This window comes from Aquitalea denitrificans (assembly GCF_009856625.1).
Taxonomy (GTDB): Bacteria; Pseudomonadota; Gammaproteobacteria; order Burkholderiales; family Chromobacteriaceae; genus Aquitalea; species Aquitalea denitrificans.
The window spans coordinates 1,632,542-1,658,304 of the sequence record NZ_CP047241.1 but is presented as its reverse complement, the minus strand read 5'-3'; the positions used below and the strand labels follow the sequence as shown (position 1 = coordinate 1,658,304).

General features: G+C 64.0%; 19 protein-coding genes and 1 riboswitch. Of the genes, 18 read left to right on the top strand and 1 reads right to left on the bottom strand.

Going from position 1 to position 25,763, the window contains the following annotated elements:
* The first annotated feature begins 118 nt into the window (after window positions 1–118).
* The 4 genes from GSR16_RS21310 to GSR16_RS07560 all read left to right on the top strand — a co-directional run bounded on the left by GSR16_RS21310 (window position 119) and on the right by GSR16_RS07560 (window position 4,313).
* Complete coding sequence (locus GSR16_RS21310) at window positions 119–241, top strand: hypothetical protein (RefSeq protein WP_276608569.1); 123 nt, start codon at window positions 119–121, stop codon at window positions 239–241.
* 94 nt (window positions 242–335) lie between these two features.
* Window positions 336–839, top strand: coding sequence for a putative pterin-binding protein (locus tag GSR16_RS07570; RefSeq protein WP_159876063.1), 504 nt, complete (start codon window positions 336–338; stop codon window positions 837–839).
* A gap of 20 nt (window positions 840–859) precedes the next feature.
* Window positions 860–3,481, top strand: a complete 2,622-nt coding sequence (locus GSR16_RS07565) for a response regulator (protein ID WP_159876061.1) — start codon at window positions 860–862, stop codon at window positions 3,479–3,481.
* A 97-nt stretch (window positions 3,482–3,578) separates the two neighbouring features.
* A complete protein-coding gene (locus GSR16_RS07560) occupies window positions 3,579–4,313 on the top strand; it encodes a hypothetical protein (RefSeq protein WP_159876059.1) in 735 nt (244 codons plus the stop codon).
* Between the two features lie 9 nt (window positions 4,314–4,322).
* Here the strand turns inward: GSR16_RS07560 and GSR16_RS07555 are convergent, their stop codons facing one another.
* Complete coding sequence (locus GSR16_RS07555) at window positions 4,323–5,786, bottom strand: cobyric acid synthase (protein WP_159876057.1); 1,464 nt, start codon at window positions 5,784–5,786, stop codon at window positions 4,323–4,325.
* Window positions 5,787–5,898: 112 nt separating this feature from the next.
* On the opposite strand from GSR16_RS07555, the gene cbiB reads away from it, so the two are divergent.
* From cbiB to GSR16_RS07485, 14 genes are all read left to right on the top strand, one after another.
* Window positions 5,899–6,840, top strand: coding sequence for an adenosylcobinamide-phosphate synthase CbiB (cbiB, locus tag GSR16_RS07550; protein WP_159876055.1), 942 nt, complete (start codon window positions 5,899–5,901; stop codon window positions 6,838–6,840).
* Window positions 6,833–7,819: a threonine-phosphate decarboxylase CobD gene (cobD, locus tag GSR16_RS07545; RefSeq protein WP_159876054.1), complete on the top strand. Its 987-nt coding sequence runs from the start codon at window positions 6,833–6,835 to the stop codon at window positions 7,817–7,819. Before cbiB ends, cobD begins: the two co-directional genes overlap by 8 nt.
* A 43-nt stretch (window positions 7,820–7,862) precedes the next feature.
* A riboswitch (cobalamin riboswitch) is annotated at window positions 7,863–8,040 on the top strand.
* Between the two features lie 100 nt (window positions 8,041–8,140).
* Window positions 8,141–9,199: a HoxN/HupN/NixA family nickel/cobalt transporter gene (locus GSR16_RS07540; protein WP_159876052.1), complete on the top strand. Its 1,059-nt coding sequence runs from the start codon at window positions 8,141–8,143 to the stop codon at window positions 9,197–9,199.
* 18 nt (window positions 9,200–9,217) lie between these two features.
* A complete protein-coding gene (locus tag GSR16_RS07535; RefSeq protein WP_159876050.1) occupies window positions 9,218–9,547 on the top strand; it encodes a (2Fe-2S) ferredoxin domain-containing protein in 330 nt (109 codons plus the stop codon).
* Window positions 9,544–13,716: a cobaltochelatase subunit CobN gene (locus tag GSR16_RS07530; RefSeq protein WP_159876048.1), complete on the top strand. Its 4,173-nt coding sequence runs from the start codon at window positions 9,544–9,546 to the stop codon at window positions 13,714–13,716. The genes GSR16_RS07535 and GSR16_RS07530 overlap by 4 nt, the downstream gene beginning before the upstream one ends.
* Window positions 13,713–15,659 (top strand): putative cobaltochelatase, encoded by a 1,947-nt coding sequence (locus GSR16_RS07525; RefSeq protein WP_159876046.1) that lies wholly within the window; start codon window positions 13,713–13,715, stop codon window positions 15,657–15,659. The genes GSR16_RS07530 and GSR16_RS07525 overlap by 4 nt, the downstream gene beginning before the upstream one ends.
* 28 nt (window positions 15,660–15,687) lie before the next feature.
* Window positions 15,688–16,410: a cobalt-precorrin-7 (C(5))-methyltransferase gene (locus tag GSR16_RS07520; protein WP_159876044.1), complete on the top strand. Its 723-nt coding sequence runs from the start codon at window positions 15,688–15,690 to the stop codon at window positions 16,408–16,410.
* The gene (locus GSR16_RS07515) at window positions 16,407–17,978 is read left to right on the top strand and encodes a precorrin-8X methylmutase (protein ID WP_159876043.1); all 1,572 of its coding nucleotides are present in this window, start codon (window positions 16,407–16,409) and stop codon (window positions 17,976–17,978) included. Before GSR16_RS07520 ends, GSR16_RS07515 begins: the two co-directional genes overlap by 4 nt.
* Window positions 17,975–19,129 (top strand): cobalt-precorrin-5B (C(1))-methyltransferase CbiD, encoded by a 1,155-nt coding sequence (gene cbiD / locus GSR16_RS07510; RefSeq protein ID WP_159876041.1) that lies wholly within the window; start codon window positions 17,975–17,977, stop codon window positions 19,127–19,129. The genes GSR16_RS07515 and cbiD overlap by 4 nt, the downstream gene beginning before the upstream one ends.
* Complete coding sequence (gene cobI / locus GSR16_RS07505; protein ID WP_159876039.1) at window positions 19,122–19,853, top strand: precorrin-2 C(20)-methyltransferase; 732 nt, start codon at window positions 19,122–19,124, stop codon at window positions 19,851–19,853. Before cbiD ends, cobI begins: the two co-directional genes overlap by 8 nt.
* Entirely contained in the window at window positions 19,850–20,701 is an 852-nt protein-coding gene (gene cobM, locus GSR16_RS07500) for a precorrin-4 C(11)-methyltransferase (RefSeq protein ID WP_159876037.1), read from the top strand. The genes cobI and cobM overlap by 4 nt, the downstream gene beginning before the upstream one ends.
* Window positions 20,698–21,462: a cobalamin biosynthesis protein gene (locus GSR16_RS07495; RefSeq protein ID WP_159876035.1), complete on the top strand. Its 765-nt coding sequence runs from the start codon at window positions 20,698–20,700 to the stop codon at window positions 21,460–21,462. The genes cobM and GSR16_RS07495 overlap by 4 nt, the downstream gene beginning before the upstream one ends.
* 1,653 nt (window positions 21,463–23,115) lie before the next feature.
* On the top strand, window positions 23,116–24,654 hold the full coding sequence (gene cobJ / locus GSR16_RS07490) for a precorrin-3B C(17)-methyltransferase (RefSeq protein WP_159876033.1): 1,539 nt from the start codon (window positions 23,116–23,118) through the stop codon (window positions 24,652–24,654).
* Entirely contained in the window at window positions 24,651–25,751 is a 1,101-nt protein-coding gene (locus tag GSR16_RS07485; RefSeq protein WP_159876031.1) for a CobW family GTP-binding protein, read from the top strand. Before cobJ ends, GSR16_RS07485 begins: the two co-directional genes overlap by 4 nt.
* The last annotated feature ends 12 nt before the right edge of the window (window positions 25,752–25,763 follow it).

The following is a 25,763-nucleotide window of genomic DNA, read 5'->3' as shown; positions in this document are numbered from 1 at the left end:
GTCTATGGAAGCAATTTGAATACCGAAAATATATAAAAACTCTTGATTGAATAATTTTTAATTATTCAATTTACGCCAAGAGCCATCAGCACAAATCACGCAGCTAGGAAAACGGCGGATGACGAAGAAGAAAAGAACCGTCCAGCTAATGATAGAAACCGGCAAGACATGGCTGCAAACAGCCAGGCCGGCCAGCACCGGCAACAATGCCGGCGTGAAATGCCCCTATCATCAAGAATAGATTTTTTGCCCGCAGCTTGTAGAATGCTTATCAGTAATGGATTTTCCGTCGCTTCCATTTCTTACGGCTGTTTCACCCCACCTAGGAACACTCCATGGCCAATACCCGCCTCGCCCTGCTGCTGGCTTCCCTGCTGGTACTGCACTCCACCTGCGTGCTGGCGCTGGAAAAACCCGCCGGCCACCCTATCGTCACCATCACCGGCCAGATTACGGAAAAGAACAGTGGTACCGCCGCCCAATTCGACAGCGCCATGCTGGACAAGCTGCCGCAGGTAAAAATGACAGTCCCCACCCCCTGGTACAAACAGGAAGAGACCTTTGAAGGCCCGCTATTCCGTGATGTGCTCAAGGCAGCCGGCAGTAAGGGCAGCAAACTCTATGTGGTAGCCCTGAACGACTACGCGGCAGAGATTCCGTTGGTCGACCTGGAAAAATATGATGTCATCCTGGCTCGCAAGATTAATGGCAAGGTGCTGACAGTGCGCGACAAGGGGCCGCTGTTTGTCATGTATCCCTTCGACAAGAAGCCGGAATTGCGTACCAAGGAGATCTACTCCCGCTGCGTATGGCAGGTTAACCGCATCCGCGTCGAATAAACCCTTACCGGGGCTAGCTAGTGTCATTGTTCTCGCATCGATCCCGCATCAACAACCAGGTATGGCTGCTTGGCATCCTGATGGTGGCCGCCCTGCTGGTGGTCGGCATGCTGTATCAGCGCCAGCAGGCAGAAATGAAGCGTTTTGCCGAGCAGGGGCAGGACAATGTGGTCTGGGTATATTCCCAGCTGGGTATCGACTACTTCCGTACCGTGGGTGCAGCCAAGGTAGCCCAGGCCACCAACCGGGCTGCCGATCTGGATGAGCTGCAGCTGCGCTACAGCATTCTGGTATCCCGCATCGACCTGCTGAAGGACTACCGCTACGCCAATCTGTTCCAGAACAAAGCCTGGTATCAGCAGCAGATGAACAAGCTGGTGGAACTGGTGCGGCGAACTGACCAGAGGCTGTCAGCCAATGGGGATTATTTCGACCCTGCACAGGCCACAGCGCTGCTGAACGAACTGGACAATGTGGTCGAGAATATCCGCGAACTGACCATCGGTGCCAACAGCCAGCTGACCGATGCCGCCAACGCCAGCAACCAGAGCCTGCAGGATCTCAACAGCATGGTGGCCATCACCGCAGCCCTGCTGATGCTGGTGGCCGCGCTGATTGCTGCCCTGGCCTGGCGCAATCTGTCGCACAGCGAAAAGCGGCGCGAGGAAGCCGAGGCACTCAGCCGCAAGCTGGACCGCGCACTGGAACAGGCCGAAGCCGCCAATGTGGCCAAGGGTGCGTTTCTGGCCAATATGAGCCATGAAATCCGCACCCCGATGAACGGCATCATCGGAATGACCGAGCTGACGCTGGATACCGAACTGACACCCGAACAGCGCGAGTATCTGGAAATCGTCAAATCCTCCGCCGATTCGCTGCTGACCATCATCAACGACATCCTCGACTTCTCCAAGATCGATGCCGGCAAGATGGAGCTGGAATCGCTGCCCTTCTCGCTGCGCAACCTGATCAGCCAGACGGTCTACCCCTTTGCCCTCAAGGCCGAAGAACACAATCTGGAAGTCATCTGCCAGCTAGCCCCCGACCTGCCAGACCGCTATATCAGCGACCCATCCCGCCTGCGCCAGGTACTGAACAACCTGCTGGGCAATGCGGTGAAGTTCACCAAACAGGGAGAAATCGTGCTGGACATACACGGCCAACAGCAAGGACACCGCTACCTGATGACTTTTTCGGTACGCGATACCGGCATCGGCATTGCGCCGGAAAAACAGCGTGTCATCTTTGATGCCTTTGCCCAGGCCGACAACAGCACCACACGCCGCTATGGCGGTACCGGACTTGGCCTGTCCATCACCCAGAAACTGGTCGCCCTTCTGGGTGGGGAAATCCGGGTAAACAGCAGACCGGAGCAAGGCTCGGAATTCGTTTTCAGCATTCCCTTGCAACTGGCAGACAAACAGGCACCAGCCAGCCAGCCCGCCGACCTGGCCGGACTGGAAGCCCTGGTGTGCGACGACAACCCCACCAACCGCAGCTGGCTGGCTGCCCTGCTGAAGAACTGGGGCATGTCGGCCACTTTGAGCGCCGACGGTTTCGAAGCATTGGCACTGCTGCGCCAGCGCAGCTTCGACCTGATCCTGCTGGATGGCCACATGCCAGGCATGTCCGGCTTCGATCTGGCACGTCAGCTGCAACAGCAAGGCTGCCAGGCCGACATCATCATGCTGACATCGTCTGGCGAGCGCGGTGATGGCCGGCGCTGCCAGGAGCTTGGCATCGGCGGCTACCTGACCAAGCCGGTACCGCAAGAAGAACTGCTCGCCACCCTTTGCCAGCTGCGCGGCATGACAACAGCCAGCAAAGCTGGCCGCCTGCCCCCCCGCCATCGCATGCAGGACAGCACGCAGCCGCTTCATGTGCTGCTGGTGGAGGATAACGAAGTCAACCAGAAACTGGCCCAGGCCATCCTGAGCCGTCGCGGCTGCCTGGTCAGCGTGGCGGGCGATGGCGCACAGGCGCTGGACATGCTGGCCGGACAAGCCTTCGATCTGGTGTTGATGGACATGCAGATGCCGGTGATGGATGGACTGGAGGCCAGTCGTCACATCCGCCAGCGCGAACGGGACGAGGGCCTGCCGCACCTGCCTGTCATCGCCATGACGGCCAATGCCATGAAAGGCGACCGCGAACGCTGCCTGGCAGCAGGCATGGATGGCTATGTCAGCAAGCCGGTGGAAGCCCAGCGGCTGTTTGACGAAATCGAGCGGGTATTCGCCGGACACAGCCCGGATCAAGACACCGGGCCAGAAACCGGCCAGTCTGCCGACACAACAGTGGCCGACTGCCAGCTGCACTACCAGCAGACGCTGGCCAATTGCGATGGCGACGCCGACTTCCTGCTGACCCTGTTGCAAGCCTTCATCCGTGATGCCGCCCTGCGGCTGGACAAGCTGCGCCAATCACTGGCAGACAGCAAACCACAAGACATGGCCATGTATGCCCACGCACTGCGCGGGGCCGCCCTGTCGATTGGCGCCCTGCCGTTTGCTACGCTGTGTCAGCAAGTAGAAAGCGCCGCCCAGCAGCAGGATGCAGCAGCACTGGACAAGCTGCTGCAAGAACTGGAAACCTGCCATCAGGCGCTGCTGGCAGAAATCCGCCCGCGGCTGCCGATGTAAAACTTCATCAAGTTGCTGCCTGCTGCATGGCAACACCCGGCGAAGGCGTTACAGTCGTCCCGGCACACCTGCTTCATGGTGTGCCGGGACGAAAGCAATGATGAACAAGACTCTAGCCACCCTCATGGCCAGCGCCCTGCTGGCCGCCTGCAGCACAGCATCACACCAGCAAAAGCCGTCCGGCCTGCTGATCCGGGAAAGTGGCAGCGCAGATTGCCCATCCTGCGCCCAGATTGTCCGCTACCGGGCCATGCAGGGCATGGGCAGGCAGCAACAATCCAGGGAACCACACTTCAAGGGCCTGCTGGATACCAATGTCAGGCTGCAGGCCGGCAACAGCCCGCGCGACGAGACCTTTAGCTACCAGCTGGAACTGGATATCCGCGCCAGCGGCAACTTTCTAGCTGTCATGCCGCTGGTGGCAGTCGGCCTGCCAGCCGAGGTGGTACAGCAGCAAGATGCCGGCCAGCTGCACGTCTGGCTGCTGGACAGAGGTGGCCAGCGCACGCTGCTGCCACTGCTGGAGTGGTCAAAAAAGCTGCCTTTACAGGATTTCCTCTGCCAGAGCAGCCCGGGTGATGGCCAGTGCAGCTGGAAACAGGTGGTAACCTTGCCCGCCAGTGTGGTACGGCAGGCATTGCAACAGCACAGTGCCTTGCGGCTGATGGTTGGCAGCGCACATAGCAGCACGGTGTATGGCATGCACACGCAAGGCAAGTCCGCGGCATCGGTACTGACCCAGTACAAGGGGGTGAATGTGGAGTTGCCACCCGCCTACCTGGCCAGCTTTGATCAGGCCTTGCAGCAGCAGAGCGTGGTCATCAGCCCGTAAGCGGCAACGTCAGGGCAGCCAGAGTTGCAGCGGGCTCAGGTCCAGATGCTGCTGCAGCATGTCGGCCAGCCGCTCGATGTGTGCTTCACGGATGGCCGGGTAGTCCAGCGGCTGCGGCGCGGCCAGCCCGGCCCATGCCAACAGCGCGGCCAGGCTTGCCGGTTGATCGAACACCCCGTGCAGATAGGTGGCCAGAACCTGGCCATCGGCGCTGATGGCACCATCGCAGCGGCCATCCTCCAGCCGCACCGCAGGCTGCGCCAGTGCCGCGCCAGTGCTTACCCCCATGTGGATTTCATAGCCGCTCACCGCCGCCGCATCCAGCGTCAAGTGGCCGCTCACCCGCGTCAGCTGTTTGTCATTGGCTAGCGTGGTTTCCATCTCCAGCCAGCCCAGCCCGTCACTACTGCCCGCCTCACCTTCCAGCCCTTGTGGGTCGTGCAACTGCATACCCAGCATCTGCAGGCCGCCACAAATGCCGATCAGCTTGCCGCCATAGCGCAGATGACGGGCAATGGCCGCCTCCCAGCCAGCCGCGCGCAAGCTGGCCAGATCGGCCCGCACGCTTTTGCTGCCGGGCAGGATGATCAGGTCGGCAGGCGGCAGCGGCTGGCCGGGCTTGACTAGCAGCAGCTCCACTTGCGGATGCAGGCGCAGCGGGTCGAAATCGGTGTGATTACTGATGCGCGGCAATACCGGCACCACCACGCGCAGCGTTTGCTGCGCGGCATGTTCGCCTTGCGGACGGCCCAGCGCCAGGCTGTCTTCCGCCTCGATATGCAGGCCGTTGAGATAGGGCAGCACGCCCAGCACCGGCTTGCCGGTGCGCTGCTCCACCCACTCCACGCCGGACTGCAGCAGCGCCGGGTCGCCACGGAAGCGGTTGATCACCAGCCCCACCACCCGCGCACGTTCGCTGTCGGACAGCAATTCCAGCGTACCCACCAGGTGGGCAAACACCCCGCCACGCTCGATATCCGCCACCAGCACCACCGGACAGTCCACCGCCTCGGCAAAGCCCATATTGGCGATGTCCCCCTCGCGCAGATTGATTTCCGCCGGGCTGCCCGCGCCTTCCACCACGATGCACTGGTATTGCGCTGCCAGCCGGGCGTGCGACTGCAACACCGACTGCATCGCCACCGGCTTGTAAGCGTGGTAGGACACTGCATCGATATTGCCCACCGCCCGCCCCTGGATGATGAGCTGGGAGCCGGTATTGCTATTGGGCTTGAGCAGGACAGGGTTCATGTCAGTGTGCGGCTCCACCCCGCAGGCCAGCGCCTGCACCGCCTGCGAACGGCCAATCTCGCCGCCATCCACCGTTACCGCGCTGTTGAGCGCCATGTTCTGCGGCTTGAACGGGGCCACACGCAGCCCGCGCCGCGCCAGCAAACGGCAAAAGCCGGTGGCGAAAGTGCTCTTGCCGGCATCCGAAGTGGTGCCCTGAATCATGATGGTTTTGGCAGTCATGCTATTCTCCGGCGCGCATTTTTTCGGGAAGCCCCCTAGAATGTCGCTCTTCAACGCTTGGGCAGCCGGATAGGCCGCTGCCCTGAAGCCGGCGATTATATAGGCGTGTGACGTGATTTCTGCTGTTTTTCTGTTATTGGCCGTGCTGCTGGACCGCCTGCTGGGCGAGCCGCGGCGCTGGCATCCCTTGGTGGGCTATGGCTATCTGGTGCGCCAGGTGGAACATGCACTTTACCCGGCCACGGCCCAGGCCGAGCCGGTGTGGCGCATGCGCCTGCGCGGCGTGCTAGGCATCAGCCTGTTGCTGTTGCCGCCAACGCTGCTGGCCTGGTGGCTGGCAGGCTTGCCCTGGCTGGGCCAGTTGGCCTCGGTGCTGCTGATGTATCTGGCCATTGGCGCGCAAAGCCTGCGTGAGCATGCCCAGGCAGTGCTGGATGCGCTGCGCGCTGGCGACCTGCCACTGGCCCGCTACAAGGTGTCGATGATCGTCAGCCGCAACACCAGCGAACTGGACGAAACCGCCGTGGCGCGCGCCACCATCGAATCGGTGCTGGAAAACGGTAGTGATGCCATTTTTGCCGCCGTGTTCTGGTTTCTGCTGCTGGGCGCGCCCGGTGTAGTGCTGTACCGCGCTGCCAATACCCTGGACGCCATGTGGGGCTACCGCAACGAACGCTTTTTGCACTTTGGCTGGGCCGCCGCCCGCTTTGACGATGTGCTCAACCTGATTCCCGCCCGCCTCACCGCGCTGACTTACATCCTGCTGGGCCACACCCATCAGGGCTGGCAATGCTGGCGCGCCCAGGCTCCCACCTGGTACAGCCCCAATGCCGGGCCGGTGATGGCCGCCGGTGCCGGTGCGCTGGGCGTGCTGCTGGGCGGTGCTGCCAGTTATCACGGCACCCTGAAACAACGCCCCACGCTGGGCCTGCAACGCCCACCGGTGGCCGAGGACATCGCCCGCGCCATTGCGCTGGTACAACGCAGCCTGTGGCTGTGGGTGGGGCTGGCCATGCTGGCTGGTGTGCTGATGTGGAGTTTTTCTCATGCTTGAACACGGAGGCGGCATCCTGCGTGCCGCAGAACAATACGGCATTGCGGTGGAAAACTGGCTGGACCTGTCCACCGGGCTCAACCCGCAAGGCTGGCCGGTGCCGCCCATCAGCCCGCGCAGCTGGCAGCGCCTGCCAGAACAGGACGACGGCCTGGAACAAGCCGCGGCGGATTACTATGGCAGCCCGCTGCTGCTGCCGGTGGCTGGCTCCCAGCCTGCCATCCAGCTGCTGCCCACGCTGCGCCCGCCCTGCCGGGTGGGCATGCTGCCGCTGTGTTATGCCGAACACCCCTGGCACTGGGAGCAACACGGCCACCAGCTCAGTCGCCATGCACCGGAGGACATCGAGGCTGCCGTCGATACGCTTGACGTGCTGCTGCTATGCCACCCCAACAACCCCACCGGCACCACCTTTTCCCGCGCCCAATTGCAAGACTGGCGCGCACGGCTGGCCAGTCGCGGCGGCTGGCTGATCATCGATGAAGCTTTCATGGATGCCACACCGCAGCACAGCCTGCTGAGTGATGTCGGCCTGCCGGGGCTGATCGTGCTGCGCTCGGTAGGCAAGTTCTTTGGCCTGGCAGGTGCGCGGGTGGGCTTTGTATTTGCCTGGCCGGCCCTGTTGCAACAGCTGGCCGAAGCCATCGGGCCGTGGAGCATCAATGGTCCGGCGCGCGAGGTGGTCAAACTGGCCTTGCAGGACAGCAGCTGGCAGCAAGCCATGCACGAGCAACTGGCTGCCGACAGCCAGCGACTGCAACAGCTGCTAAACCGTCACTGGCTGGCACCAGCAGGCGGCAGCTGCCTGTTCCAGTGGCTGCAAGGTGCACACTGCCCGGCCTTGTTCGACTTTCTGGCGAGCCAAGGCATTCTGGTACGCCAGTTTGCCGACGGTCCCAGTCTGCGCTTTGGCCTGCCGCCGGATGAAGCCGGCTGGCAACGGCTGGAAACTGCGCTGTCGCAATGGGAAAAGCCTTGAAAATCAGCGGGAAGAATTCCCATTTTCTGCGTTGTCACGTATCATGCGCGCTTCAAATGACGGTGCCCCGCCAGGGGTGAAACGGGAATGCGGTGAGACACCGCAGCTGCCCCCGCAACTGTAAGCGACGAGTCCGCATCACTGGCCACCGGCCCACCCGGGAAGGCGATGCAGGGTAAAGAAGCGCGAGCCAGGAGACCGGCCGTCATACGTGTCGACGCAGGCTGAATCCGGGCGGGGTGTACCGGGGGAATGCACAGTACCGCCCTGCTTGGCGGACAGTGCCCTCGCTTGCGGCGACGTATCGTCACCGAGGGCATCATGCAAGCAAAACTGAATACATCAATATCGTCTGCCGGCTCGCGCCGCTCCCGTCATCTGTGGGTGCTGCTGCCGCTACTGGCTGCCAATCTGCTGGCCTGGGGCTGGGCACTGAGCGCCTTTGCCGATCACCCGGCCCAGCTGGGCACCGCACTGCTGGCTTATCTGCTGGGCCTGCGCCACGCGGTGGACGCCGACCATATCGCCGCCATCGACAATACCGTGCGCAAGCTGATGCAGGAAAACCAGCGCCCCTTGTGCGTGGGTTTTTTCTTTTCCGTAGGCCACTCCATGCTGGTGATTGCCGCCGTGGCCGCCGTGGTGTTTGCCACCCGCGCCTTGCAGGATGGCATCAACGGCTTTCGTGAAATCGGCGGAGCCATCAGCACCGGGGTTTCCGCCTTCTTCTTGCTGGCACTGGCCGCGATGAACCTGTCTGCCCTGCGCGGCATCTGGCACAGCTTCCGCCGCGCCCGCGCCGGCGAGCCGGTATGCGAGGAGCAGCTCAACATCCTGCTGGGTAACCGTGGCCTGCTGGCGCGCTTACTGCGTCCCTTGTTCCGCATGGTAAGCAAGAGCTGGCACATGCTGCCCATCGGCCTGCTGTTTGGCTTGGGTTTTGATACTGCCACCGAAATCGGCCTGTTCGCACTGGCGTCCTCGCAAACGGCTGATGGCATTCCCTTGTGGAACATCATGGTATTCCCGGTGCTGTTTGCTGCCGGCATGGCGCTGGTGGACACCCTGGACAGCATGCTGATGGTGGAGGTGTACGGCTGGGCCTTCATCAACCCCATCCGCAAGCTGTGGTACAACCTCACCATCACCCTGGTGTCGGTGGTGGTGGCGGTGTGCATAGGCGGGCTGGAAACCCTGGGCCTGATTGCCGACAAGCTGAAGCTGAGCGGCGGTGCCTGGGATGTGGTGGCCATGCTCAACGAAAATCTGGCTCACTTCGGCTATTTCGTGGTGGCACTGTTTGCCCTTACCTGGTTGCTGTCCGCCGCCATCTACAAGTGGAAGCGCTTTGATACCCTGCCCGGCCAGCAGGCCGGCTGACGCCCCTCAAGAGAACACATGCGACTGCATTACAAACACGTGCTGATGTGCACCGGCCCGCGCTGTACCGAAAATGGCCAGCAAGCCGAAGTCATGTTCAAGCAACTGGGCCAGGCGATTGACGCCTGCGACGGCCTCAAGGTGAAACGCACCCGCAGCCATTGTTTTGCCGTATGCAAGGAGGGCCCCATCATGGTGGTCTACCCGGAGGGCGTGTGGTATCGCAAGGTGGATGCCGACGCGGTACAGCGCATCGTCAGCGAGCATCTGCAAGGCGGTGTGCCGGTAGAACCGCTGATTTTCCACCGCCTGGGCTCGGGCGATGTCTGCAATGAAAGCACCCCATGACCCAGCACCATCAAGGCGGCATCGTGCTGCTCAGCCATGCCGGCACCGACCTGACCGCACTGGGCCGCGCCCACTGGCCGCAGGATTTCAGCCCGGTATCCGGTATTGCCCTGCAACAGATCGCCGATGAAAACCACATGCAGCAATTGCTGGACGGCCCGCTTGCCAGCGCCCGCATCCTGCTGCTGCGCGTGCTGGGACGGGTACAGGCCATTGCCGCTTTCGATGCCCTGCGCCAACAGGCGCTGGCACGGCATCAGGCGCTGATCATCCTCAGCGGCACTGGCGAGCCGGACCCGGAACTGGCCGCCCTCAGCACCGTCCCCCCGGCCATCCAGCAGGATGCCAATGCCTATCTGCAAGCCGGTGGCAGCAGCAATATGGCGCAGCTGATGCGCTATCTGTCCGACCGCCTGTTGCTGACTGGCTACGGCTACCTGCCGCCAGCCGCGCTGCCGGAACACGGCCTGTATCACCCCGAGCTGTCCGACGGCTGCGGCCTGGATGACTGGTGTGAAATTCGCCAGCCCGGCTGGCCCACGGTGGCCATCAGCTTTTACCGCGCCCACTGGCTGAGCGGCAACACCCGCTTTATCGACATGCTGGTGGACATGCTGGCTGAGCGGCAAATCAACGCGCTGCCGCTGTTTACCTCCTCGCTGCGCAGCCAGGACGAAGCCGGCATGCCGGCAGCACTGCAACTGTTGCGCGACCCACGTGCAGGTGAGCCCTGCGTGCTGATCAACACCACCTCCTTTGCCATGGGCGAAGTCAATGCCGAAGGCGCCACCCAGGCCAGCTGGGCAGTAGAGGCTTTCGAGCAGCTGGACATCCCGGTGCTGCAAGCCATCACCAGCAGCATGACCCAGGCGCAGTGGGAAGCATCCGAACGCGGGCTGAACCCGCTGGACACCGCCATGAATGTGGCGCTGCCGGAATTCGACGGTCGCATCATCGGCGTGCCGGTATCGTTCAAGCCGGAAGACCCGGCCAGCAGCGACTACCAGCCACTGCCGGACCGCATGTGCCGTCTGGCCGGCATTGCTGCCCGACTGGCGCGGCTGAAGCACACCCCGGCGGCGGACAAGCGGGTAGCCTTCATTTTTACCAACTCCAACAGCAAGGCATCGCAAGTGGGCAATGCCGTGGGGCTGGATTCCGCCGCCTCGCTGTATGCGCTGCTGCAAGCCATGCAGGCCAATGGCTACCGGATGGGCCCGCTGCCGGAGAGCAGCGACGCACTGATGCACAGCCTGATCGACCGTGGCTGTTACGACACCGACTACCTCAGCGCCGAGCAACTGCGCCAGGCCGTAGCCCGTGTGCCGCTGGTGCGCTACCAGCAATGGTTTGCTGAACTACCCACCCAGCTGCAACAACACATGCTGGAACGCTGGGGCGCAGCACCCGGCACGGCTTATGTGGATGGCGACCAACTGGTCTTTGCCGGCATGGAGCTGGGCAATGCCTTTGTCGCGCTGCAACCGCCGCGTGGCTATGGCATGGACCCGGACGCCATCTACCACACGCCGGACCTGCCGCCCACCCATCACTACTACGCGCTGTACTGCTGGCTGCGTGACGAATGGCAGGCCGATGCCATCGTGCACGTGGGCAAGCATGGCACGCTGGAATGGCTGCCGGGCAAGGGCGTGGGCGTGTCGCAACACTGCTTCCCCGATGCCCTGCTGGGCGACATGCCCATGTTCTACCCCTTCATCCTCAATGATCCGGGTGAGGGCTCGCAGGCCAAGCGCCGCGCCCATTCGGTGATCATCGACCACCTGACGCCGCCGATGACCACCGCCGACACCTACGGCCCGCTAGCCCAGCTCACCCAGCTGGTGGACGAGTACTATCAGGTGGAAATGCTGGACCCGAGCAAGCTGCCGCTGTTGCAGCAGCAGATCTGGGACCTGATCAAGGAGGCGCGGCTGGACAGCGATCTGGCCGCCATGCTGGGGCATGACCATCATCACCATGATGAACATGAACACGGTCATGACCATCACCCGCATGCGGCGCATGATCACCATTATCATGCACACCATGACCATGCCCACCCGCCCAAGGCCGCCCAGCCGGGCTACCGCCTGAGCCAGCCCGCCAAGGCTGCAAGCGCCAGCACGGTCAAGGCAGGCAGCATGCAGTTCCGCCCGGCGGCCAAGAGCGCCGGCCACAGCCATGGCGCGCACGGGCATGAGCATCATCACCATCATGATCACGACCATCATCATGACCACGGACACCATGGACACCATCACCACGCCCATGATGAGCATGAGCACGGCCACGACCATGCCCACGAGTGGGATGCCACGCTGAATGCCGATGGCGTGCCGCTGACGCTGGCCAAGATGGAGGGCGTGGACGTGGCCCACCTGATCGAGGACATCGACGGCTATCTGTGCGAACTGGGCGCAGCGCAAATCCGCGACGGCCTGCACATTCTCGGCCAGGCCCCGCAGGGCGAGGCACTGGTGGACATGCTGTGCGCCCTCACCCGCCTGCCCAATCTGGCTGTGCCCAGCCTGCCCGCCAGCGTGGCCGCCGCGCTGGGGGTGGAGTGGGAGACATTGCAGGACGACAAGGGCCGCCGCCTGGAAAACGTGCCCGCACCGCTGGAAATGAGCAGCCCGCAACTGCTGCACACCCGCAGCGATGCCATCGACCACATCAACCAGCTGGCCCGCCAGCTGGTGGCCCATATGCTGAATGCGGAGGCGGGTTCGATTCCCGCGGTCATTGCCGCCGTGCTGCCGCAGGCCGGTGACAGCCAGGCCCTGCAACAGGTGCTGGACTATATCCAGCGCGAACTGCTGCCCAATCTGGCGCGCACCCACGAAGAAATCGACAACCTGCTGCGCGGTCTGGCCGGTGGCTATGTCCCGGCAGGCCCCAGCGGCGCGCCCACCCGTGGCATGGCGCACATCCTGCCCACCGGACGCAATTTCTATTCGGTAGACCCGCGCGGCCTGCCCTCGCAAGCCGCCTGGCAGGTGGGCAGCCAGCTGGCCAATGAAATGCTGGCGCGTCATCGCAAGGAAACCGGTAGCTATCCGGAATCGGTCAGCATCAGCGTGTGGGGCACCAGCGCCATGCGCACCCATGGCGACGATATTGCCGAAATCCTCGCCCTGCTGGGCGTGCGCCCGCGCTGGCAGGCGGAAAGCCGCCGCGTGGCCGGCATCGAAGTGATTCCGCTGGCCGAGCTGGGCCGCCCGCGCATTGACGTCACAGTGCGCATCAGCGGCTTTTTCCGCGATGCCTTCCCGCAGCTGATTGCGCTGGTGGACGAAGCAGTACAGACCGTAGCCGAGCTGGACGAAGACCCGGCCAACAATTACCTGCGCAAACACTATCTGGACGACATCCGCCAGGGCCTGCTGCAAGCCTTGCCGGGCCATGCCGCCGAACCGGCGCTGCTGCGCATCTTCGGGGCCAAGCCCGGCAGCTACGGTGCCGGCATTCTGCCGCTGATCAACGAGCAGAACTGGCAGACCGACGCCGACTTCGCCACCGCCTACCTCAACTGGGGCGGCTATGCCTATGGCCGTCAGGTACAGGGGGCCGATGCGCGCGACGCGCTGCGGCATCGCCTGTCCGGCGTGGAAGTGGCGCTGCACAATCAGGACAATCGCGAACACGATATCTTCGACAGCGACGACTACCTGCAGTACCACGGCGGCATGATTGCCACCATCCGCAGCCTGACCGGCCGTCAGCCGCGCGCCTTCTTTGGTGACAGCCATAACCCGGACCAGCCGCAAGTGCGCGGGCTGAAGGAAGAAGTGCTGCGCGTGTTCCGTTCGCGCGTGGCCAACCCCAAGTGGATTGCCAGCATCCAGCAGCACGGCTACAAGGGCGGGCTGGAACTGACTGCCACCGTGGACTACCTGTTCGGCTACGATGCCACCGCCCATGTGGTGGACGACTGGGTATACGAGGAACTGGCCGCCCGCTACGCGCTGGACCCGGCCATGCAGCAGTTTTTTGCCGACAGCAACCCGTGGGCGCTCAATGCCATCAGCGAACGCCTGCTGGAAGCCGCCCAGCGCCAGCTGTGGCAGCAGCCCAAGCCGGAAACCCTGGCCGCGCTGCAACAACTGCATCTGAATAGCGAAGCCATGCTGGAAGCGCGTGGCGAACATCCGCAAGGCCGCTCATGAAACAGATTTATCCGTTTGCCGCCATCGTCGGTCAGCAACAACTGAAGCAGGCGCTGCTGCTGTGCGCGGTGGACCCCAGCATAGGCGGTGTGCTGATCCGTGGAGACAAGGGCAGTGCCAAGAGCACCGCCGCACGCGGGCTGGCGGCCATTTTGCCGCCCATCCGCCGCGTGCCGGGCTGTGCCTTCAACTGCGACCCGGCCTCCCCCTTGCCCGAATGCAGCTGCTGTCAGGGCGAACACGCGGCGGCGGAAGATGCCGCCGTCCCCTTCGTCAACCTGCCGCTGGGTGCCAGCGAAGACCGCGTCCTGGGCAGCCTGGACTTTGAACAGGCGCTCAAGCAGGCCCGCCAGGCGTTCAAGCCCGGTCTGCTGGCCAATGCTCACCGCGGCCTGCTGTACATCGACGAAGTGAACCTGCTGGCCGACCATCTGGTGGACGTGCTGCTGGATGTGGCCGCCATGGGCGTCAACACCGTGCAGCGCGAAGGCCTGTCCATCAGCCACCCGGCGCGCATCACCTTGCTGGGCACCATGAACCAGGAAGAAGGCGAGCTGCGCCCGCAACTCTTGGACCGTTTCGGCCTGATGGTGGACGTAAGCGCCCCGCGCGATGCCGCCATCCGCAGCGAGGTGGTACGCCGCCGCCTGGCTTTCGAAGCCAACCCGCAGGCTTTTGCCGCCCGCTGGCAAGCCGAGGGCAGCGCGCTGCAGGAGCAGATTCGTCAGGCCCAGGCCATGCTGGCCACGGTAACGGTAAGCGAGCATCTGTTCGACTTCATCAGCCAGCTGTGCTGCGAGTTTGAAGTGGCCAGCCTGCGCGCCGACATCGTGCTGCACAAGGCAGCACGGGCACTGGCCGCGCTGGATGCACGGGCACAGGTCAGTGCTGAAGACATCCGCACTGCCGCCATGCTGGTGCTGCCGCACCGCCGCCGCCGCAAGCCTTTCGAGCAAAGCGGGCTGGATCAGGACAAGCTGGACGAGCTGACGCAGCAAGCGCAAAATCCGCCGCCGCCCACCAGCGCAGCCGATGACACCCCCGCTACAGAGCAACAGCCGGGCGAGCAGCAAGACACGCCTGCTGACGATGAACAGGACCAGCAGTCACCAGCAGGCAACGGCGGCGAACAGGTGTTTGCCGCCCGCGCGCCGCAGGACATCGGCACCATCCGCCTGGCCAGCCACAGCAGTGATAGCGAGGCCAGCGGCCGCCGCAGCACGGTGCTGAATGCTCGGCGGGGCCACAGCGTGCGCGCCGTGCCCAATGCCCAGCCGCAGGCACTGGCACTCGACGCCACCCTGCGCCATGCCATCCAGCGCAATCCGGCGGAATTTGCCGTCACCCGCGCCGACCTGCACGACAAGGTGCGTACGGCAAAACAGGGCAATCTGATTGTGCTGGTGGTGGACGCCTCCGGCTCCATGGCCGCACAACAACGCATGGAACAGGTAAAGGGCACGGTGCTCAGCCTGTTGCAGGACGCCTACCAGCGCCGCGACCAGATTGCCGTCATCGCCTTCCGTGGCCGTCAGGCCGAGCTGGTACTGCCACCCACCCGTCAGGTGGAGCAAGCCGAACAGGCGCTGCACGCCCTGCCCACCGGAGGCCGCACCCCGCTGCCGCATGCGCTGCAACTGGCGGCCACCACGCTGGGTCGCCAGGGCGCACAGGGCTTGTCACCGCTGCTGGTATTGCTGAGCGATGGCCGCGCCAATGTGGCGCTGGGCGAAGACCATGCCGACCCGTGGCAGCAAAGCCTGCAACTGGCGGGCGCGCTGGCCGACGCCGCCATCCCCGCGCTGGTGCTGGATACCGAACAAGCTTATGTGAAGCTGGGCCGCGCCCGCGAGCTGGCCCAGGCCATGCGGGCGGAATACCTGCCGTGCGAGCAGCTGTCCAGCGAACAACTCACCATCACGATTCAGGCGCGACTGGGCTGATGCCGTCGCGCAGCATAAAGGAAACCTCATGATTATCTGCATCGGTGCCGGTCCCGGCGATATCGGCTACCTGCCACGCCGCTCGGCCGACCTCATTGCCAATGCCGACGTCGTCGCCGGTTTCAACGCCGTCATCGACGTGGTGCGCCCGCTGATTCCGGACAGCGCCCAGGTCATCCAGATGGGTTACCGCGACCAGGTGGCCCAACTGGACGAAGTGGCCAAGCTGCACCACGCCGGCAAAAACTGCGTGGTGGTATTCATGGGCGACATCCACTTCAGCGGCTTCCAGTATCTGGAGCGGGTGGAACGCGCCTGTGGCCACCCGGTGGAAACCATGCCCGGCCTGTCCTCGGCCCAGGTGCTGGCCTCGCGCGCCAAGGTGTGTTTTGACGAAACCACCTTCATCACCTTCCACCGCCGTGGCGACCTGAGCCCCTTCAAACGGCACCTGGTACATGTGCTGCAAGACCAGCGCAATGCCATCGTGATTCCCTGTCCCTGGGACGAAGCGCGCTCCTTCATGCCCTGGCATATCGCCGCCTATCTGCTGGAAAACGGCATCCCGGCCGACCAGCAGGTGGAAGTGTGGGAAAACCTCACCCGGGGCGAGGCCGAATGGCACGGCACGCTGGCCGAATGCGCGGAACACCGCTGCTCCGACATGAGCATCATGCTGATCCGCACCAAGACGCCGATGGACAGCCAGATCGAGCCCAGCCATCTGCCCACGCCGGAGCAGGCGCAATGAGCACGCAGGATTACAGCATCGTCCTGGCCGGGCATGGCAGCCGCGACCCGGCCGGTATCGCCGAATTCATGTCGCTGGTTGAGCTGATGCGCCAGCGTGCACCGCAGCGCCGCATCTACCACGGCTTTCTGGAATTCGCCACGCCCACCATCGACCAGGCGGTGGCAGAAGCCATTGCCGATGGTGCCAAGACGGTAGTGATGACCCCCGGCGTGCTGCTGGCCGCCACCCATGCCAAGAACGACATGCCCAGCGAACTGCTGGCGCTGCAACAGGAACACCCGGACACCGCCTTCCACTTTGGCGCGGCCATGGACCTGCACCCGCGCCTGCTGGAGCTGTGCCGCCTGCGCATCATCGAGGCCGAAGCACGCTCAACGCGCACCGTGGCGCGTGGCGACAGCTGCCTGGTGGTGGTGGGCCGTGGTACCACCGACCCGGATGCCAACTCGGAAATCGCCAAACTCACCCGCATGCTGGAAGAAGGCATGGGCTTTGGCGCGTCCTTTGTCTGCTATTCCGGCACCGCCCGCCCGCTGGTGGCCGATGGCCTGAAAGCGGCCAGCTTATTAGGCTTTGAGCGCATCGTGGTGCTGCCTTACTTCCTGTTCGATGGCGTGCTGGTCAAGCGCATTTACGGCGCGGTGGACGATCTGGCCGCGCGCTGCCCGGATATCGAAGTGCTGGCCGCGCCTTATCTGGGCGTGCACGAACATGTGGCCGAAGTGTTTCTGGAGCGGGCGCAGGAAGGCGTGGAAGGCCGCGCCAGCATGAACTGCTCGCTGTGCAAATACCGGGTGCAGATCATCGGTTTCGAACAGCAAGTGGGCACGCCGCAACAAGGCCATCACGGCAAGGTGCGCGGCCTGCTGGCCAAGGACAGCACCCCTGCCGCCGCGCCCGCCTGGCCGCCCTATGTGCCGCACCCCATCGAGGCGGAAAGCATGCGCATCATCCGCGAGGGGCGTGACTGGTCGGCCTTCCCGGCAGAACAGCACACCGCGCTGCACCGGCTGGTGCACACCACCGGCGACTTCAGCAGCGTGGACGAGTTGTTTTTCTCCCCCGGCGCAGCGGCCATCGGCATGCGCGCCCTGCTGCGCTGCCGCCGCATCGTCACCGATGTCACCATGGTGGAAACCGGCCTCAAGCGCGCAGTGTTGCAACAGCTGGAAGTAGAAACCTGGTGCGGCGTACACGACCCGGAAACCTATCTGCTGGCCGAGGCCCACGGCCTCACCCGCTCTGCCGCCGGCATCCGCCGCGCCTGGGAAAAGTTTGGCAATGACGTGATCGTGGCCATTGGCGACGCGCCCACTGCCATCATGGAACTGGTACGGCTGGTGCGCGAACACGGCTGGCGGCCACAACTGGTGGTAGGCCTGCCGGTGGGCTTTGTCGGCACCCGCGAATGCAAGGACGCGCTGCGCGGCCTGCTGCAAGTGCCGCGCATCACCAATAGCGGCACCCGTGGCGGCTCGCCGTGGGCGGCCACCATCGTCAATGCGCTGATGATTGACGCCATCGGCCATGTTTACCAGCAGCAACAGGCAGCACAAGACGCATGACCCACGAACGGCGCGTCCCCTACGACCTGACGGTGCCGGCCCCCAACGGCCTGCGCCGTGGTCGCACCACCGGCAGCTGTGCCACCGCCGCGGTAAAAGCCGCGCTGGCCTGCCTGCTGGACGGGGTGCGCGCCAGCGAAGTGGACATCAGCCTGCCCGACCCGGACTACTACCTCACCGTGCCGATACAGGCGGTGGACCTGCTGCAGCCGGACACCGCGCGTGCCGAAGTACTGAAAGACGGTGGCGACGACCCGGACAACACCCACGGCGCCACCATCTTTGCCGAGGTGCGGCGCAATGGCAGCGGCCAGCTGCGTTTTATCGCTGCCGAAGGCGTGGGTACGGTCACCCTGCCCGGCCTGCGAATTCCACCGGGCGAACCGGCCATCAACCCGGTACCGCGCCAGATGATGCAGTGGGCGGTGGCCGAGGTGCTGGCTGGCCGTACCGACCCCGGTTTTGACCTGGCCATCGGCTGTGTGGAAGGCGGGCGCATTGCCAAGCGCACCTTCAACCCGATGCTGGGCATCGTCGGTGGCATTTCCATCCTGGGCACCAGCGGCATTGTCGAGCCGATGTCGCTGGCAGCGTGGATGGCGTCCATCGAGGTATATATCCGCGTGGCGCTGGGCGATTTACCTGCCGCCATCGCCTTCACCCCCGGCAAGATAGGCCGTGGCTACGCCGCCGACGTGCTGGGCCTGCCGAAAAAACAAGTGGTGCAGATTGCCAACTTTGTCGGCAGCTCGCTGGAACAGGCCGAAGCCATCCTGCAGGAACAAGGCCGCGTGCTGGACACGCTGTGGGTGCTAGGTCACCCCGGCAAACTGGCCAAGCTGCTGGACCCCACGGTATGGGACACCCACTCCGGCAAAAGCGGCATGGCCATGGGCGATGTGGCGCAACTGGCAGCGGAACTGGGCCTGAGCATGGAGCTGGTACAGGCTATCCGCCAGGCCAATACGGTGGAAAACATCGTGCAGATATTGCAAGGCCATCCGCAGGCGCAAGCCTTCTGGATGGAGATAGAACAGCGGGTATCCACCCGCATGCACAGCCGACTGCCCAGCGCCCGCCGCGTGGCAGTGCGGCTGTTCAGCATGGACGGCACGCCGCTGGGCGAAGCCGCCGGAGACACACATGAGTGAACTGGGACATTTCATTGGCGTGGGCGTAGGCCCGGGCCAGGCCGGGCTGATACCGGTGGCTGCGCTGCAGGCATTGCAGCAGGCCGACATCATCTACCTGCCGCGCGCGCGTGGCAGCGAGCAATCGGTGGCACAGCAATGTCTGGCCGGCCTGCCTCTCGACGCCAGCAAATTCCGTGACGTGGAATTCATCATGGACCCGGACCGCAGCCTGCTGGCCGACCACTACGCCGCGCTGGCCGCCAGTGTGGGCGCAGAGCTGGAACAAGGTCACAAGGTGGCCTATCTCACCATCGGCGACAGCATGACCTACTCCACCTACGGTTACTTACTGGCGGCGCTGCGCGAACGCCTGCCGGGTCTGGTGCATACCACCTTTCCCGGCGTCACCAGCTTTGCCGCCACCGCCTCGGCACTGTCCTGGCCGCTGGGCGAAGGCAAGGAACGCATGCTGATTCTGCCCTGCCCGGACGACATGGCCGCGCTGGAAGCGGACATCGCCAGCCACGACATCGTGGTGCTGATGAAAATCGGCCAGCGCCTGCCGGATGTGCTGGCCCTGCTGGCGCGGCTGGGCATTGCCCAACATTGCGCATTCGCCCGTCGCATCGGCCTGAGCGATGAAATCCTGTGTCCGGATGTCAGCCAGCTGGACGCCTCGGCCAGCGGTTACCTTGCCACCATGCTGATCCGCCGTCAGGCGAGAGAGAAACGTCATTCATGAAAGTCTATTTCATTGGTGCCGGCCCCGGTGCCGCCGACCTGATCACCCTGCGCGGCGCGCGCCTGTTGGGTAGCTGCGGCATGGTGCTGTACGCCGGTTCGCTGGTGCCCACCGACATGCTGCAGCATTGCAGTGAAGGTGCCGAAATCCTCGATACCGCCGAACTGTCGCTGGACCAGCAGGAAGACTGCTACCGCCGCGCCCAGGCCGCCAATATCGACGTGGCGCGGCTGCACTCCGGCGACCCGGCCATCTACGGCGCCACTGCCGAGCAAATGCGCCGGCTGGAAGCGCTGGGCATTGAATACGAAATCGTCCCCGGCGTGTCGTCCTTCACCGCCGCCGCAGCCGCACTGGGCAGCGAGCTGACCCGCCCGGCCATCTCGCAATCCATCATCCTCACCCGCGTCTCCGGCCGCGCCAGCGCGGTGCCGGAGCTGGAATCCATCGCCCGCTTTGCCGAACACCAGGCCACCATGTGCATCTTCCTGTCCGGCCAGCGTCTGAAATACACCGTGGCCGACCTGCTGCTGCACTACCCGCCGGACACCCCGGTGGCACTGGTGCGCCGCGCCAGCTGGCCGGACCAGTCCATCCACCGCAGCACGCTGGGCAAGCTGCTGGACGAGGTGAAACAAAAGGACTGGCTGCTCACCACCCTGCTGCTGGTGGGCGCGGCGCTATCGCGCGAAGGCGGGGTGGAATCCAGCCTGTATGCCGCCGGTTTCACCCATATCTTCCGCGATGGCAGCGACCGCAAAACCCCGCGCCCCAGCAAGCGCAAGCCGGAGCTGGCAGCACAATCGGAACAGGACCCGGAGCAGCACCAGGAGCAGGAAGCCTCGTGAGCCACACCGCCATCTGGACCGTGCGCGAATCTGCCCTGCCGCTGGCCCGGCAACTGGCCAGCGCGCTGGACGCCACCGTCTACCAGCCCTGGCAGCAGCCGGATGACAATGCCCGCCAGCAATTTGCCGCCGCCTTCCACCAGCACCGCCAGTGGGTGTTGCTGATGGCCAGCGGCATTGCCGTGCGCTATCTGGATGGCCTGCCACAAAGCAAACTCACCGACCCCGCAGTCGTCGTGCTGGACGAAGCCGCGCGCTTTGCCATCCCGCTGCTGTCCGGCCACGAAGGCGGGGCCAACACGCTGGCCTACCACGTTGCCCGCCTGACCGGTGCCACCCCGGCCATCACCACCGCGACAGAAGCGCTGAAGCCGCTGACGCTGGGCATAGGCTGCCGGCGCGGCAAAAGTGCCGATGCCATCGAACAGGCGGTGTTGCAAGCGCTAGCCGTACGCAGCCTCAGCGAAGTGCGTGAAGTCGCCACCATCGACCTCAAGGCCGATGAAGTGGGCCTGCTGGAGTTCTGCGCCCGTCACGCGCTGCCCTTGCGCGTCATTGTCCGCAGCGACGTGGCCGCCCGCGGCTGGACCGGCCAGCCTTCCGCCTGGGTGCAGCAGAATGTGGGGGTGGACGGGGTGTGCGAACCCTGCGCCTTGATTGCCAGCCCGCGCGGGCGGTTGTTGGTGCCGAAGATGGCGCGCGAGGGGGTGACGGTGGCGGTGGTGGAGGATGGTTTTGCTGATTTTGGTGCAGTTGAATAAGGGGTTTTGTATCCGCTCACGCGGATGATGTTTTCCATGCCGCTTCCGCGCGGCGGGCGGGGAAAGGGCCTTTGCTGGCCAAAGGCCCCTTCCGACCCCAAAGGCCACCCCAGCAAGCATGGCCTGCGGCTGCCCGACAGGCCCCGTCCGGTGCGAGGCGCGCCTGAACTCGCGATTTGCTAACGTCAAATCGCTCAGACAGGCAGGCGCTTAAGACCTCGCCCCGGCCACCTGTCGGCATGCTTGATGGGGATAAGGGTGGCATTGGTGCGGTGCTGGTTTGATAAAAATACGTGTCGGAGCTGCCCCAGTCCCGTCAGCGCAAGCCGATGCAGACGTGCCGCCCAAGGTCTTAAGCGGCTGCATGTTTGAGCACCGTGACGGTAGCACGGTGCGAGTTCAGCCGCGCCTTGGGGGGGATGGCTGTGGCGGGGTTTCGCGGCGCTGCGGGTCGCCTTTTCTTTGGGTACTTTCTTTTGGCGAAGCAAAAGCAAAGTACCTCGCCGGCGGGGCGAGACCCGCGAAGTGGCTTTTGTTGTTGGTTTTTCGTTGGAAGGTGCTGGTTAGAAATCCGCTACGCGGATGATGATTTAAGTGCCGCTTCCGCGCGGCGAACGGGAAGGAGAGCTTGCCTGGCCAAGCCCTCCTTCACCTCCAAGGCCACCCCGCAAGCATGGCCTGCGGCTGCCCGACAGGGCCCGACCGGTACGAGGCGCGCCTGAACTCGCGATTTGCTAACGTCAAATCGCTCAGACATCGCAGGCGATTACTTACCTCGCCCCGGCCACCCGTCAGCATGCTTGATGGGGACGGGGGTGGCGTCGGTACGGTGGAAATGATGAGGAAAGGTAGAAAATCCGGTTTTATCTGACCGGACTGTGGGTTCCAATCCCACGGCGTTTAAAGATGGTGAGTACAAACCCGGCGTGGTCCCAGTCCCGTCAGCGCGAGCCGACGCAGACGTGCTGCCCAAGGTTTTAAGCGGCTGCATGTTTGAGCACCGTGACGGTAGCACGGTGCGAGTTCAGCCGCGCCTTGGGCAGGATGGCTGGGGCGGGAATTCGACGCGCTGCGGGTCGCCTTTTCTTTGGGTACTTTCTTTTGGCGAAGCAAAAGTAAAGTACCTCGACGGCGGGGCGAGACCCGCGAAGTGGCTTTTGTTGTTGGTTTTTCGTTGGAAGGTGCTGGTTAGAAATCCGCTACGCGGATGATGATTTAAGTGCCGCTTCCGCGCGGCGGACGGGAAAGAGGGCTTGCCTGGCCAAGCCCTCCTTCACCTCCAAGGCCACCCCGCAAGCATGGCCTGCGGCTGCCCGACAGGGCCCGACCGGTACGAGGCGCGCCTGAACTCGCGATTTGCTAACGTCAAATCGCTCAGACATCGCAGGCGATTACTTACCTCGCCCCGGCCACCCGTCAGCATGCTTGATGGGGCCCGGTGGCTGCGTTGGTAAGGTGCTTGTTTGGTAAGAACACTGGTTGAAGCTGCCAGAGCCCCGACCAGCCCCAACCCGCGCAGTTAAACGTATCAGCGCAGGACCACAGTCCAGCACTGCCAGTAACAAATACAGGATTTACATCAGCAATGCGCACCACGCATTGCCCAGACAAACATGGCAGGCCCCGCCTGCACGCAGCAGAAAGCATGAAACAATGACCGGAAAACTCTATCTAGTCTCCGTCGGCCCCGGCAGTCGCGAACTGATCCCGCCGATGGTGGAACAGGCGCTGGCCGCCAGCGACGTCATCGTCGCCTACGACCTCTACCTCACCTGGATCCAGCCGTGGATTGCCGGCAAGGACATCCGCACCCTGCCGCTCACCCAGGAGCGCGACCGCGCCCAGCTAGCGCTGGAAGAAGCCCGTGCCGGCAAGACGGTGGCGCTGATTTCCAGCGGCGACATCGGCATTTACGCCATGGCCACGCTGGCCTACGAGGACATGCGCGAGGACGACAGCTTCGATGTGCAGCTGATTCCCGGCATCACCTCGGCCAATGCCTGCGCCTCGCTGCTGGGCGCGCCGCTGTCGCACGACTTTGCCACCCTCAGTCTGTCCGACCTGTTGTGCCCGTGGGAGTGGATTGAAAGCCGCGCCCGCCATATTGCAGAGGCTGATCTGGCGGTGGTGTTTTACAACGTGCAAAGCAAGCAGCGGCAGGAAGGCGTGTACCGCATTCTGGACATCATGCTGGAACACAAGCGGCCGGAAACCCTGTGCGGCATCGTGCACAATGCCTACCGCGAAGGCCAGACCGTGGAAATCGTCACCCTGGCCGAGCTGCGCACCCGCCAGTTCAACATGCTCACCTCGCTGGTGATCGGCAACCGCTTCACCCGCCGCAAACGCAACTGGATGTTTACCCCGCGCGGCTACTTCAACTGGCAGAACACCGCCGACACCATTACCGCCGACAGCCTGCCCGGCGCTGCCGCCTGGGTGTTTGCCGGCACCAGCGACGGCAATGCGCTGGCACGCCAGCTGGCAGCAGGCGGCCAGCCGGTGATTGTCAGCACAGCCAGCGACTACGGTGCCGAAATTGTCGCCGCCGACAGTCCGGCCCTCACCAGCATCAGCGGGCGGCTGGGCGTGGAGCGCCGCCGCGAGCTGCTGCAACAAAGCCAGGCACGCTGCATTGTGGATGCCACCCATCCTTACGCTACCGAGATGTCGCAGCAGTTGATGGCGCTGGCTCAGGAACTGGCCCTGCCCTATCTGCGCTACGAGCGCCCCAGCGCGCCGGACCAGCACCCGGCCATCCACTGCAGCAGCATGGCCGAAGCGGCAAAACTGGCGATGCAGCACGGCCAGCGCATTTTCCTGGCCACCGGCAGCAAGGAGCTGGCCAGCTTTGTGCAGGCCGAGGGCGCGGCTGACAAGCAATGGTTTGTGCGGCTGGCACCGGACCCGCAACACTTGCAACGCGCCATCGACCTGGGCATTCCGCGTGCGCGGCTGTGCGCGATGCAAGGCCCGTTTTCGCAAGCGGCCAATGAAACCCTGTGGCGTGACTGGCAGATCGACTGCGTCATCAGCAAGCAATCCGGTGATGCCGGTGGCTATGGTGCCAAGGCCGCCGCTGCCGCCGCACTGGGCATTCCCTTCATCGTGGTGGACCGTCCGCAGCTGGACTACCCGCTCAGCTTTGCCGACTTTGCCAGCCTGCAAGCCGCACTGGAGCAACTGGCATGAGCAGCCCGCGCATTCCGGTCACCGTGCTCACCGGTTTTCTGGGCGCAGGCAAAACCACCCTGCTGTCCAATCTGATCCGCGACAGCAAACAACGGCGGCTGGCCATTCTGGTCAACGAGTTTGGCGAGGAGTCCATCGACGGCACCATCCTGCGCACGGAAGAGAAGGCCGGGGTGGAGATTCACGACCTGGCCAACGGCCTGGTGGCTTACGACGACGACGAGCACTTCCTGCCCACCATGCTGGCCTTGTGGCAGCGCCGCCAGCAGATCGACCATGTGCTGATCGAAACCTCGGGACTGGCCCTGCCCAGCGCGGTGATGGAGCAGCTGCAAGGCCCGGAGCTGGCAGAACGCTTTGTGCTGGACGCCACGCTGGCCGTGGTGGATACCCCGCTGCTGCTGGCTGGCGACTTTGACAGCGGCCACGGTCAGCAGGACGACGCGGTGGCCAGCCTGTTCCGCCAGCAGCTGGAAAATGCCGACATCGTGGTGCTGAACAAGATCGACACGCTTACCGACACCGCCATGCTGCAAGCGGAAAGTACGGTCCGCCAGCTGGCGCCGTCCATCCGCTTTATCGAGCTGGCCTATCAGGCCAAGCTGGACACCCGGCTGACACTGGGCCTGCATCTGCATGAAGTCAGTGGCAGCGGCCACCGCCATTACGGCCCGGTATCCAGCCTGCCGCTCAATCTGCGCCCGCTGGCCAACCAGGCGCTGCTGGACGGCCACAGCCACGGCGGCCTGGCCGCACACAGCCATGGACTGGCCACCCACAAGCATTTTCACGAGCAGGACCCGGGCTGGCAGTCCTTCCTGATTCGCAGCAAGGACGCGCAGGACGCGGCCCGCCTGCTGGCAGCGGTGGAAACCATTGCCCGCGAAGAAGCACTGCTGCGCATCAAGGGCCATGCGGCCAGTGCCAATGGAGAGGGCCGGCTGACACTGCAAGCGGTACGCCAGCGCGTACAGCTGCAACAGGAACCGGACACCGCCGCGCCACGGCAGGCGCAGCTGGTATTCATCGGCTATCACCCCAGCCGGCCGCGCATTGTGGAGCGGCTCAAAACATTGACCGGCACCCACTGGCAGTAAGCGCCAGCCAGA

What these genes read in the sequence shown, in the direction of transcription:
- GSR16_RS21310 (WP_276608569.1), top strand. Translation starts at nt 119, where the DNA reads ATGACGAAGAAGAAAAGAACCGTCCAGCTAATGATAGAAACCGGCAAG.
- GSR16_RS07570 (WP_159876063.1), top strand. Translation starts at nt 336, where the DNA reads ATGGCCAATACCCGCCTCGCCCTGCTGCTGGCTTCCCTGCTGGTACTG.
- GSR16_RS07560 (WP_159876059.1), top strand. Translation starts at nt 3,579, where the DNA reads ATGATGAACAAGACTCTAGCCACCCTCATGGCCAGCGCCCTGCTGGCC.
- GSR16_RS07555 (WP_159876057.1), bottom strand. Translation starts at nt 5,786, where the DNA reads ATGACTGCCAAAACCATCATGATTCAGGGCACCACTTCGGATGCCGGC.
- cobD (WP_159876054.1), top strand. Translation starts at nt 6,833, where the DNA reads ATGCTTGAACACGGAGGCGGCATCCTGCGTGCCGCAGAACAATACGGC.
- GSR16_RS07540 (WP_159876052.1), top strand. Translation starts at nt 8,141, where the DNA reads ATGCAAGCAAAACTGAATACATCAATATCGTCTGCCGGCTCGCGCCGC.
- GSR16_RS07535 (WP_159876050.1), top strand. Translation starts at nt 9,218, where the DNA reads ATGCGACTGCATTACAAACACGTGCTGATGTGCACCGGCCCGCGCTGT.
- GSR16_RS07530 (WP_159876048.1), top strand. Translation starts at nt 9,544, where the DNA reads ATGACCCAGCACCATCAAGGCGGCATCGTGCTGCTCAGCCATGCCGGC.
- GSR16_RS07525 (WP_159876046.1), top strand. Translation starts at nt 13,713, where the DNA reads ATGAAACAGATTTATCCGTTTGCCGCCATCGTCGGTCAGCAACAACTG.
- GSR16_RS07520 (WP_159876044.1), top strand. Translation starts at nt 15,688, where the DNA reads ATGATTATCTGCATCGGTGCCGGTCCCGGCGATATCGGCTACCTGCCA.
- GSR16_RS07515 (WP_159876043.1), top strand. Translation starts at nt 16,407, where the DNA reads ATGAGCACGCAGGATTACAGCATCGTCCTGGCCGGGCATGGCAGCCGC.
- cbiD (WP_159876041.1), top strand. Translation starts at nt 17,975, where the DNA reads ATGACCCACGAACGGCGCGTCCCCTACGACCTGACGGTGCCGGCCCCC.
- cobI (WP_159876039.1), top strand. Translation starts at nt 19,122, where the DNA reads ATGAGTGAACTGGGACATTTCATTGGCGTGGGCGTAGGCCCGGGCCAG.
- cobM (WP_159876037.1), top strand. Translation starts at nt 19,850, where the DNA reads ATGAAAGTCTATTTCATTGGTGCCGGCCCCGGTGCCGCCGACCTGATC.
- cobJ (WP_159876033.1), top strand. Translation starts at nt 23,116, where the DNA reads ATGACCGGAAAACTCTATCTAGTCTCCGTCGGCCCCGGCAGTCGCGAA.
- GSR16_RS07485 (WP_159876031.1), top strand. Translation starts at nt 24,651, where the DNA reads ATGAGCAGCCCGCGCATTCCGGTCACCGTGCTCACCGGTTTTCTGGGC.